The 11,735-nt window shown below is 36.0% G+C and carries 10 protein-coding genes and 1 pseudogene; 5 read left to right on the top strand and 6 right to left on the bottom strand.

Annotated elements, in window-relative coordinates:
* Nucleotides 1-81: 81 nt before the first annotated feature.
* Together ACIQ7T_RS21825 and ACIQ7T_RS21820 are read left to right on the top strand one after the other, a co-directional pair.
* Entirely contained in the window at nucleotides 82-804 is a 723-nt protein-coding gene (locus ACIQ7T_RS21825) for a GNAT family N-acetyltransferase (protein ID WP_370083715.1), read from the top strand.
* 93 nt (nucleotides 805-897) lie between these two features.
* On the top strand, nucleotides 898-1,044 hold the full coding sequence (locus tag ACIQ7T_RS21820) for a hypothetical protein (protein ID WP_402873461.1): 147 nt from the start codon (nucleotides 898-900) through the stop codon (nucleotides 1,042-1,044).
* Between the two features lie 234 nt (nucleotides 1,045-1,278).
* Here the strand turns inward: ACIQ7T_RS21820 and ACIQ7T_RS21815 are convergent, their stop codons facing one another.
* On the bottom strand, nucleotides 1,279-1,653 hold the full coding sequence (locus ACIQ7T_RS21815) for a hypothetical protein (protein ID WP_370083719.1): 375 nt from the start codon (nucleotides 1,651-1,653) through the stop codon (nucleotides 1,279-1,281).
* A gap of 291 nt (nucleotides 1,654-1,944) precedes the next feature.
* Between ACIQ7T_RS21815 and ACIQ7T_RS21810 the strand changes: the two genes are divergently transcribed.
* From ACIQ7T_RS21810 to ACIQ7T_RS21800, 3 genes are all read left to right on the top strand, one after another.
* On the top strand, nucleotides 1,945-2,628 hold the full coding sequence (locus ACIQ7T_RS21810; protein ID WP_370083721.1) for a GntR family transcriptional regulator: 684 nt from the start codon (nucleotides 1,945-1,947) through the stop codon (nucleotides 2,626-2,628).
* Nucleotides 2,629-2,649: 21 nt separating this feature from the next.
* Nucleotides 2,650-3,267, top strand: a complete 618-nt coding sequence (locus tag ACIQ7T_RS21805; RefSeq protein WP_370083723.1) for a sterol desaturase family protein — start codon at nucleotides 2,650-2,652, stop codon at nucleotides 3,265-3,267.
* A 442-nt stretch (nucleotides 3,268-3,709) separates the two neighbouring features.
* Nucleotides 3,710-4,900 (top strand): MFS transporter, encoded by a 1,191-nt coding sequence (locus ACIQ7T_RS21800; protein ID WP_370083725.1) that lies wholly within the window; start codon nucleotides 3,710-3,712, stop codon nucleotides 4,898-4,900.
* A 546-nt stretch (nucleotides 4,901-5,446) separates the two neighbouring features.
* Here ACIQ7T_RS21800 and ACIQ7T_RS21795 read toward each other — a convergent pair.
* From ACIQ7T_RS21795 to ACIQ7T_RS21775, 5 genes and pseudogenes are all read right to left on the bottom strand, one after another.
* Nucleotides 5,447-5,602, bottom strand: a complete 156-nt coding sequence (locus ACIQ7T_RS21795) for a hypothetical protein (protein WP_402873455.1) — start codon at nucleotides 5,600-5,602, stop codon at nucleotides 5,447-5,449.
* A 134-nt stretch (nucleotides 5,603-5,736) separates the two neighbouring features.
* Complete coding sequence (locus ACIQ7T_RS21790) at nucleotides 5,737-6,612, bottom strand: phosphotransferase family protein (protein ID WP_370083727.1); 876 nt, start codon at nucleotides 6,610-6,612, stop codon at nucleotides 5,737-5,739.
* Nucleotides 6,613-6,871: 259 nt separating this feature from the next.
* Nucleotides 6,872-7,755 (bottom strand): annotated as a pseudogene (locus tag ACIQ7T_RS21785) (transposase); the annotation flags it as partial.
* Between the two features lie 367 nt (nucleotides 7,756-8,122).
* Nucleotides 8,123-9,952 (bottom strand): ABC transporter ATP-binding protein, encoded by a 1,830-nt coding sequence (locus ACIQ7T_RS21780; RefSeq protein WP_370083310.1) that lies wholly within the window; start codon nucleotides 9,950-9,952, stop codon nucleotides 8,123-8,125.
* Nucleotides 9,945-11,708, bottom strand: coding sequence for an ABC transporter ATP-binding protein (locus ACIQ7T_RS21775; protein WP_370083312.1), 1,764 nt, complete (start codon nucleotides 11,706-11,708; stop codon nucleotides 9,945-9,947). The genes ACIQ7T_RS21780 and ACIQ7T_RS21775 overlap by 8 nt, the downstream gene beginning before the upstream one ends.
* Between the last annotated feature and the right edge of the window lie 27 nt (nucleotides 11,709-11,735).

The following is an 11,735-nucleotide window of genomic DNA, read 5'->3' as shown; positions in this document are numbered from 1 at the left end:
GTACACAGGACATGGCAACACCATCTGTGGAGAGCTTTGTAACGCTTCTCTTAAGTACATAAGAACCCCACTGCTTTAGCTGTGGGAGTAGTCAGATCGATTGTTGCTGCTTTCGATAATGAAAATATACAAGCACTTATTGGGTTAGATATAGACGATGATTCAAGTGAAGTATGGGGACCATTTTCCATAAATGACAATGTAACGATGCAAGAGAAATTACTTTGCACATTGCAGCAGACATATCCACACATTTCAACCTATTATTTCTTCATCAACGAATTAAATACTCGACAATTAGCATTTATGGAGCGAATAAACGCCAATAAAACAGGTGAACATTTATTACTTGAAGTTTCGAAAGAATCTTTTGAAACTGTAGTTGCTATAACTAGTCGTTATTATAAAGAATCCGATTACGAGCAATTTAAAAGGATTCATTCAAATGCATTTTCAAAAACGTATTACGACGCAGATACCATTTTAAATAGAGCTCAATTAGTTGAAGAAAATGTTTTAAGAATTATAGAAAAGGATGGAATCGTACAAGGATATGCCTATTTTGAAATGGACTTAACAGCAAAAGAAGCCCATTTAGAATATATAGCTATCAATCCTGAATACAGAGGCAAAGGAATAGGCACCCAGTTACTAAAAGAAGTTTTAACAGAAATGTTTCGATTCGAAGAAATCACTCAAATCACACTAAATGTAAATAATCAAAATGATCAGGCAAATCACGTTTATTTTAAAGCTGGATTTAAAAAGAAAGCGACTTTATGGAGTTTTTGTTTTATTAAATAAGCTATAAGTCGAAATTAATATTAGCTGGTCTTACATTAAATTTTAAGTTATGTCCTACAATCGGTACTACCAGCGAAGATTGGTGAGCTAAACATGGATAATCCAAAAATCTCGGCGATTGAATGGACAGAGTTAATTTTCACATACGTGCCATTTACCAATTTATTTAACGCAACAGGTCAACCATCGTTATCGTTGCCACTTGCGATGAGTGCGTCTGACTTACCAATCGGGCTATAATTTACAGGACGCTTCGCAGAGGAATTAACTCTTCTACAGCTTGGGAAACAATTAGAAGAATCTGCTCCATGGAAAGGTCGTAAACCACCCATACATGCGGGTGCAGAAGTTACGAAAATTGCGACAACATAAAAAAGTAGGTACAAAATTTTTTCTTGTACCTACTTTTTGTTAGTTTACGGACATGAGATATTTTTATGTATGCCATTAAAGAGGTTAGATGATACTTATCTACTATCCTTCGAGCATCTTCAGATAAGGTATTTCCTTGCCATCTACAATAGCAATATCGATTGGTGTATTAGTCTCATAAATTATTGTTCCAACGGATAGTTTGTTAGATGTTCCGTTTTCAAAATCCTTTGCTTTATTGGTTTGTTTTGTTATTTCACCAATTTCTTCACCTATTGTGTAATTTAATTCTTTTACCCAATCTATGTTTTCTACATTAGAATATACAATATCATCCAGAACAAAGATGTCTGCTTTACCATCCTTAAGAAAATCCTTTGGTGTAGGATTACCATTAGTTACACATCCCGATAAAACTACAAGTGAGAGGCAAAGAAATAAGAGAAATTTTTCTTTCAAGCAAAATGATTTTTTCACTGTTTTTCCTCCTGATAATCAATTGTTCATTTAAACCCCATACAATTTCTTACACTTATTTTACCAGAATGTTTAATCATTAAAAACTTATTCTAAAAGCAACAATCTTTTAGAAAACAGCCTTATATTAATTAGTTCCATTGGCTAGTTCATGTATTATGTTGTGCTTGTTTGATAATTATAGAAAAAAATTCGCCCTTCTTCATTGACATAAGATTCTGGTTAGTTACATAAATCTGGTATTACCACTGTCTTTAATTTGTATTACCAAAAAATAAAGGGGACGATGATTTGAAAGAAAAGGAAAGCTCCTCAGATAAAATTGAAAATGAATTAATTAGATCGATATTGGCTGGTGTTTATTCTGTAGGAAGTACTTTACCGCCGGAAAGAGAGCTTGCAAAAGAATTTGGTGTTGGTCGTCCAACTGTTCGGGAGGCACTTCAACGTTTAGGAAGGGGTGGATGGATAACAGGAAGAAAAGGAATGCCTGCGATTGTTAATGATTATTGGCGCAATGGGAATCTAACGACACTTGTGAATATTATTGAGAATCATCCTATCATAACAGATGAATTTATTATGCACTTATTAGAATTAAGAAGTACTTTGACTCCGACTTATATTCGTGATGCTGTTACGTTTAATCAACCTAAAGTGGTTGCTCTCCTTGCCAATCTAGAGCAACTTGAAGACAGTGCAGTGAGCTATGCAGCATTTGATTGGGATTTGCAAAAAAAGTGTGCTGGTCTTGCTGTCAATCCAATCTTTCTACTCATTTTAAATAGCTTCGATTCGATTTATATAGATATGGCGAAAAGATATTTTTCTGTAAAAGAATATCGTGAGCTGTCCTTCAACTATTACCACGACTTATTAAAAGCTACATTAAAGGGAGATGCAACGGAAGCGGAAAGATTGTCTACGAAAACAATGGCGAAAAGCTTGGCCCTCTGGAAAGATAGAAAAAAATAAAGAATACTGGAGGCGTGATAAATGAGATTGAAATATATAAAAGAATATTTTTCATATCCTGATATATTAATCATGACCTGTCTATTCCTCATTAGCTTTGGAATTATGATTCTTCATTTAACCTCTATCGGCATTTTGGGTACTTTTATTCTTGGAATGATTATGTATTCCTTAGCTGAGTATGTTACACACAGATTTCTTTTTCATCTAAAACCACCTAAGAATGCATTTTTGTTAAAAATGCTTAAACGCTTACATTATGACCACCATTCAAATCCGAATGAGTTACATTTATTATTTTTACCCTTATGGTATAGTGTGCCAAACATTGTCATTGTAGCAGTCATTTTCTATTTTCTTTCATCTAGCTTTATAATTACAAACGCATTTATTGCAGGTATCATGCTCTTTTTATTATTTTATGAATGGACGCATTATATCGCCCATCGCCCCCTTCGACCAATATCTCCATGGGGGCGTTGGATGAAAAAGGTTCATTTATGGCATCATTTCAAAAACGAAAATTACTGGTATGGTGTTACGAACCCAGCCTATGATTTTCTCATGGGTACCTTTAAAAATCAAAAGGATGTTGCCCAAAGTAAAACTGCTAAAAATCTAGAGCAACGTGGCGACTAGAAAATAGAATTATAAAAAGCCTTCTAGGTAAAATATTCGGTCCTATTCTGTCTTTATAATAAAAATCCAATCATCGTTATTGATGATTGGATTTAACTTCGCTTACTTATGATACGGTTCTCCGTGACTTTCCTAAGTGCGATTTTTTATTTCGTATAAATTTGATTATGAATTAAGATATTTCTTAAAACAGAAAAAATTAATCAATTTTAAACCGTTTGATTTCTTTTTACATACATATTTTTTATTACCTAAGCATTCCAACAGAAGTGCGCTTTTTTAAATGGCCTTTTGCTAACTCTGCATCCTTGTCGATTCTGAAAATCCATTATCCTCTACTTGACTAAGATAGGGTTTTTCAAGCAAACATATTCTTGGTAAGATGTTAAGGTTGTGTATTTACTATGTCACACATTTACATTCATCTAAGAAAGAGGTATTTATGCACTCCACAAAATTATCCAAGCAACATTGGTTGCTTATCTTAACACTTTCTTTATTAACATTTGTTCTCGGGACAAGTGAATTTGTAATTGTCGGAATCTTAACAGATATTTCTTCAAGTCTTCATATGACTAATGTAAAAGCAGGCACCCTCGTTTCTGCATTTGCAATTACGTTTGCCATCGCTACACCACTAGTGATGGCAGCAACAAGTCATTTTCCAAAGCGAGAATGGATGTTGTTTTTAATAGGATCTTTCAGCGTCCTAAATGCTTTGTGCGTAATTTCGACGAGCTATATCATGCTCCTTGCACTTCGGATTTTGACAGCGATTGTAACAGGAGTTTTAATCTCTCTAGCCATGATTGTAGCAAGTGAAACTATGCCGATTAAAAAACGCGGACTTGCTATTTCAGTCGTTTTCGGTGGTTTCACACTTGCAAATGTCGTTGGAGTTCCAATTGGTATTGTGATCGCCGAAGAGTACGGCTGGAATGCCACTTTCATGTTAACCACTTTCCTAGGAGGATTGGCGTTTTTGGCATCCTTTTTTGTCTTACCTCATAGACTCAGCCAAGTACGCAGTTCGATACGTGATCAGTTTTCTTTATTGACCAAGCCTCGTATATTGATGGCTTTTTTCATTCCTGCACTCGGATTTGGCGCAACTTATGCAGTCTTTACGTACCTTGTACCAATCTTGAAAGAAATGGGAGCACCAAATAATTCAATTAGTATAATCTTATTTTGTTATGGGTTTATTTCGATTTTCAGCAACATCCTCGCTGGTAAAATTGCTAGCCACAATGCAATCGGTCGCCTTCGGTTTGTTTTTCTCGTGCAAGCAGTTGTTCTGACAAGTTTATTTTGGACTACAAATCATTTTGTTTTAGGATTAATAAATATTGGATTAATGTCGTTAATGGCTATCCTCTTAACAACATCTACTCAGCTATATTTAATTGACCTCGCCGGAATTTATCAGCCAAAAGCAACAGGACTCGCCGCTTCACTAATGCCAGTGGCAAGCAACGTAGGTATCGCTTTTGGTTCTGCATTAGGCGGAATTGTGTACCATCAAGGAAATTTAATGAATGTAACTTGGGTCGGTGGGATTGTTGCAGTCTGTGCAAGTCTGCTAACTTTCTTTAGTCATCATTTAGACCAAAAACAAAAGACATCAGAATAGAAATCAGCAATTATACAAAGTTAATTTATTCTACATCGATCATTGCTACCGGTTTATATATTTCGGCAGATGGAGATGAATTTTCAGTAACAGTTGCCAGTTAAAGTGCATACTTAGTTGCAACATATACTTTAGTAGTAAAAAAACAGGCACATCCGCATGAAGCGAATGTGCCTGTTTTAAAAACCTCACTTATTTATGATATGGTTCACTGAAACTAATGTTAAATTGTATTTCTTATTCCCCTCATAATCTATTGTTAAATAATAAAATAATTATCTTCCTCAACTAACCCCCACCGTTAGATTAAGTCTTTTTATCAATCTTTAATTAATAAACAATCAATCTTTTTTACTAAGCTACACTGCCCCAGTAGCCAAAAGCGAAATAGGGCATTCAATTTTAAGAAGCATCTTCAAACTGACTATTGTAAATTTATCATTAGTTAACTATGTTTCATTTAATTTATATCCATTTACAAAATAAAAATCGAACAGCCATCTAGCCTCGATTGAATATCGATGCCAGATGGCTGCAAAAGTCTGTCTAGTCGAAAGGGATAAATTGATTTTTAGTCACAATTTGACCTATACCCACCCAATAAAACCGGAATTCAATGTCAAGTGTCTTAGAAATCCCCCTGATTCCACTCAATACTTTTAATTGTGATTCAGTGTGTACATCGAAAATTTCTTGTGTCATAAGAAACCCCCAACTCTCAATTTTTAACTCATTAGAAAGTTCTTACTCCACTAAATTGTAACGTTAGTACAAAAAGTTCAACGAAAAAGCGTTAATCCCTCCGTAATCAACGCACCCTTAGTTGAACAAGTAATCTATCTATAATTTTTTATTCCACTTTCAAAGGCCTGTCTATCGTCATTCTCAATCCCGTGCAAGGCTTCTTGTAAAGCAAATGTACTTTTATAAAATTTAACTCGTTCAGATATTTCATTACCGTTAGGATATAGGTTCATACACATATCAAAAAAATCTTCACCATAACTAGAGAGTATTCCAGCAAAGTCATACGCTGGATCGCCTAAACCCGAACCACCAAAATCTATTATCCCTGAAATCATACTTGTTTCTGGATTCCACAAGATGTTGGATGCTCCGAAATCTCCGTGTATAAGTGTTATATCTAAATTTGAGAAAGCTTTTCCTTTTAGGAACGTTTCAAAGGATTGTGATATTTCCTTTTGAGCGTCTTTTCTGATAAAAGGAAATAATGTATTTTGAATCTTATCATACAGGATATACATCTCTTCACTAGGATTACGAACCTTTAGTTTCAAATCTCGACTTGCTTTTTCTTCTGAAATAGAATGTAGTTCTACAAGAAAAGAAACAAGTTGTTTTGCCAACCCTTTCACCAATTCAACACTCTTAACATCTGTTAAACTTTCCTTCCACAAAGGAACACCATCTATTAGTTTATAGCCGGTAAAGACCTTACCTGGTGCTACCTCTACAAAAGACTCATAAATTGGATTCGGAATAGGAGTGGAAACGATCCCTTTAATATATTTCAAAATATCAGTCTCTCTTCTTAATTGAATGATGCCATTTTTATATTTTGGAAATCTAAAAACCAAAGATTGGTTTACAATAAATACATCATTATTCTGTCCGATTTCATTAAGATAAAAGTCTTCAATGGAAAGGTCAGAATAACACGATTGAATGTTTTCAATAAAGTTATTATTCATTTAGAAATACCCCCCTTTGTTCTCTTTATATTGTTTTAATCCCTAAACTTTTAATGAACTATCCTGCGCAGTTAGTTAAACTACATTTCTTCACAAAATTTAAATCTATTTTAACATAAATATCCAATAAAAAAATCACCTCTAAGGAAGAGGACACTGAAAAACTTACGTTTTCATAAAAGCGAACCTTTTTCAGATAAAAATAAGGCACTTCTTGTTCAATTTTGAACAGGAAGTGCCTTATTTCTGTCTCTATTCCTTATTCATTTTCGTTTAGTAGCTTTAATATCCGTTTCAAATTGACAGCGAATACCGTTGTAGCACCTTGAATTTCCATGCCAAATAGACCCACTGTCGATGCCGTATCGTACCCGTGTCCGTTTTTTAATTCACTATTCTTCGCTTCTACTTTGTAGCGATTTGCGACTAATTGCTTAAAAGCTTCCGTATTTTGAAATGCCTCTTGTTCGGCATGTGTATCTGACTTAATTGTGACAGAATACGTTTTACTTTTTGCGCCTTCTTTATAACAGCCCTCTCTCATTGAACATACTTTGCATTTTTCAATATCAAAATAATATGTCTGACTTTGACTCTTACTCGTTCTTTTTTACCCGTACATGCTTTTCTTGTCGCGAGATGGCCGGCCTTACAAACAAACATTCCAGCATCTTTATTAAACTCAAACTTGTCTTCTTCTTTTCGTGGTCCTTGTGTAAGAATAGGATTCAACTTTGCCACAAGTGCGATTTTCTCTTCTTTAGTATATTCGATATTTGCCTTTTCAAAGTAAGCTGCGTCTCCAATAACTGTATTAATTTTCATACCTGCTTGTGTGCTTTTTTCAATTAATTCTTGAAGATATTTCCCATCGCTTTTTTCACCTGTTGTAATGACACCCGCTGTAATAATACGTTCATCACTCATCGCGATATGTGTCTTGTACCCAAAGAAAGAAGATTCCACCGTCTTATGCCCTTTTCGCGCATCCGTATCAGAAGAGTTATTTAGATGTTCTTGAAAATCTTCTACGACTTCTTTTAAGACATTCAGCTTTTCTTTGACAGCCGGTATTTGTGCAATTTGTGATTCCTTTTCAATGACTGTAATGACTCCCTTACAGTAAGCTAATTCATCCTTTACAAGGAAAGCGTGACTAAAATAATAGTTTGATACATTGCGTTGTTTGGAGAAGCATCGCTCGACTCCTGCGGGAAAGCGAGACAGACGAGACCCCGCACGAAGCGAAGCGTAGGAGGAGGCTCGGCGCTCGCCCGCGGAAAGCGAGCGGAATGCTTCGGAAAACAACAGTAGAGTCACAGTGCCAAATGAAAAAAGCGAGGTATTCAACGATTTAATCGTTGAATACCTCGCAATGTGAGAAGATATGGACTTTTTCAGTGCCCTCAAGGAACGAGGTGATTTTTTCAATCTTATTTGTAACAATCCTTCTTACTTACGAAGCGACACACTGCCCTAGTAGCCAAAAGCGAATAGATGTCATTCAATATTATGAAGCATCTTCAAACTGACTATTATATAGATCCGCATAGAATCCTTTTTCTGCAAGCAGTTCTTCATGATTACCACTTTCAATAATATCTCCGTCTTTCATAACTAAAATCAAATCGGCGTTTTTAATTGTTGAAAGTCTATGCGCAATGACAAATGATGTTCTGCCCACCATCAATTTATCCATTGCTTTTTGAATAAGTGCTTCAGTACGCGTATCAACGGAACTAGTAGCTTCATCCAAGATAAGCAATGGTGCTTTTTTAACCATTGCCCTTGAAATCGTAATAAGCTGTTTCTGTCCTACAGATAAACTTGTATTATCATTTAAAACTGTATCATAACCTTTTGGCAACGTTCGAATAAAGTGGTGCAAACCTACCGCCTTACAAGCTGCAACTACTTCTTCATCGGTTACATGTTCTTTGTTATAAATGATATTTTCCTTAATGGTACCTTCGAATAACCAAGTATCTTGCAGCACCATGCAAAATAAGTCGTGAACATTTTTACGAGTAATAGACTTAGTCGATACGTCCTCAATCATGATTTCCCCACTGTCTACTTCATAGAAACGCATAAGAAGATTAACAAGCGTTGTTTTACCAGCCCCAGTAGGTCCGACGATGGCCACCTTTTGACCGGCTTCTATATGAGCAGAAAAATCTTTAATAATAAGTTGTTCTTTCGTATATCCGAACTTAACGTTTTTAAATTCTACATTACCTTTTACATCTTTAGCATCTAAAGTGACTTTCTTTTCACTTTCATCTTTAAGCTCCTCTTCTTGTAAGAACTCAAATACACGTTCGCTTGCTGCGGCAGTTGACTGCAGGCTTGTAGCGGCCTGTGCTAATTGAGACAACGGCTGCGTAAATAAGCGGATATACACCATAAATGAAACAATAACACCAAATGTAATAGAACCTTTCACTACTAATGCAGCTCCTACTACACACACAACAACATAACCTAAATTTCCAATAAAGATCATGAGTGGCATCATCATCCCTGACATAAACTGTGCTCGCCAAGCGCTATTAAAAAGACTTTCATTGATTTCGTTAAATTCTTGCGTGGCCGCTTTTTCACCGTTATAAACCTTCATGACATTATGCCCTGAATAGATTTCTTCAATATGGCCATTTATTCTACCAAGGTCCTGCTGCTGGCGTACGAAGTACTTTCGGGATTTGGATATAATAAATGTCATGAATATAAATCCAACGAAAGTCGCAGCAATAGCAGAAAGAGCCATCGTAACATTAATATAGAACATCATAATTAAAGATCCAAAGAACATTACTCCCGCTGTCACTAACGAACCAATACTTTGGTTTAGAGACTGTCCAATCATATCCACATCATTCGTGACACGACTTAACACATCTCCGTAGGTTGTAGAGTCAAAGTATTTCAATGGTAATCTATCAATTTTGTTCGAAATATCTGAACGTAACCTTTTGGAAACTCGCTGCGTAATAGTAGCCATAATAAACGCCTGAATATAATTGAATACAAAGCTCAATCCATACAAAATAGCAAGTAACAGACCGATTTTTCCTATTGCCGTAATATCAATCTCACCGGTCATGCCATCCATTATCAAATCGGTGATCTCACTCAGCTTATTTGGTCCAATGATCGTGAAAATTGTTCCTGCAACTGCCAATACAATGGCAAAGATGATGGCTGGTAAATAAGGTTTACAATAGGCAATCAACTTTCCCATAGGCTTTTTAAAATTCTTTGGCTTTTCTCCAGGAGCCATCATAGGACCTGGACCACCTGGACCTCTTCGGGGCTTATTTGTTTGTGTATTACTCATTTTCCAACTCCTCCTTCGATAGCTGCGAATAGGCGATTTCCTGATAAGTGTTACAAGTTTTCAATAATTCACTATGTGTCCCCATACCAACGATTTTACCTTCATCAAGAACAATGATTTTATCAGCATCTTTAATCGTTCCAATTCGCTGTGCCACAATCAAAGAAGTTGCACCTTTCGTTTCTTTTTTCAAGGTAGAACGAAGTTGACGGTCTGTTTTATAATCTAGGGCAGAGAACGAATCATCAAAAATAAAGATTTCTGGGTTTCTATTCACTGCTCTTGCAATAGAAAGACGTTGTTTCTGTCCTCCTGAAAGATTTGTTCCGCCTTGCGCAATAGCCGCTTCATATTCACCGTCCATTTTCTCCACAAATTCTTGCCCTTGAGCAATTTCCACCGCTTTTTTGATTTCCTCATCTGTTGATGAAGTCTGACCGTTATCACCATAGGCAACATTAGATTTTACCGTACCTGAAAATAATACGGCTTTTTGAGAAACGTAGCCAAGCTTATTATAAAGAGCTTCATGTGCATATTCTTTCACATTAATGCCGTCGACTAATACCTCTCCGTCAGTAGCATCGTAAAATCTTGGGATTAAATTAATTAGCGTACTCTTACCACTACCCGTAGAACCGATAAAAGCAACAGTTTCGCCTTTATGTGCTGTAAAGCTAATATCCTTTAAAACATAGTCTTCTGCATCAGGATATTTAAAACTAACATTACGCAGTTCGATTTCACCTTCGATTCCCTTAGGCGACGATTGCGTTGCGCCATCAATAATTGTCTGAGGTGTATTTAGTACTTCATTAATACGTGCTGCAGATACTGCTGCTCTCGGTAGCAAAATGAATGTCATTGATAATAGCATAAATGCCATAACTACCTGCATTGCATAAGATGAAAATACGACCATATCACTAAACTTACCAATTCTATCCATACCCGCTGCATTATTAATTAAATGCGCTCCAATCCAATAGATTGAAAGGGTTAAACCCGACATAATCAGACCCATCCCCGGCTGCATAAGGGCCATAAGGCGGTTCACAAAAAGATTTGTATCCGTTAAATTGTTATTTACTTTTTCAAACTTTTCTTCCTGATACCCTTGTGCGTTATAAGCATGAACAACACGAATACCGGTTAAACCTTCTCTTGTTACTCGGTTAAGATTATCTGTCAGTTTTTGAACGACTTTAAATTTCGGTAGCACAAAGATGATTAGGTTACCTATCAAAATAAGTAAAACAATGACAGCTACTCCTGTTGCCGCTGACCACTCCCAACTTTTCCCCATGATCTTCAAAATAGCCCATGTTGCAAGGATAGGAGCCTTAATCATAACTTGAAGACCCATTGCAACAGTTTGCTGTATTTGCGTTATATCATTAGTAGAACGAGTAATTAGACTTGCGATTGAAAAACCATTAATCTCCTCCATAGAGAAAGATAAAGTTTTGTTAAATACCCCTTTTCGCAATTCCTTCGAAAGAGACGTTGCTACCTTTGCCGCAAAATAGCCCACGATGATTGCCAATATCATACTGCCAAGGGCACATAAAAGCATCTTCCCTCCAGCTGTCCATATCTCGCTCGTTTTACTACCCTCTGTTTGTACAAGGGTCGTAATTTTAGCCATATAATCCGGCAACTTCAAATCCAGCCAAACTTGCCCTACTATGAACACTATGCTGGCTACAATTAGCGTCCATTCTTTTGGTTTTAAGTATTTAAATATTTTTAACATGTATGCAGTCCCCTCATTTAGTTAGCA

The sequence above is a fragment of the Lysinibacillus sp. NPDC096212 genome, assembly GCF_044763105.1.
GTDB lineage: Bacteria > Bacillota > Bacilli > Bacillales_A > Planococcaceae > Lysinibacillus.
The sequence above is the reverse complement of the archived record's forward strand: the minus strand, read 5'-3'. Positions and strand labels throughout refer to the sequence as shown.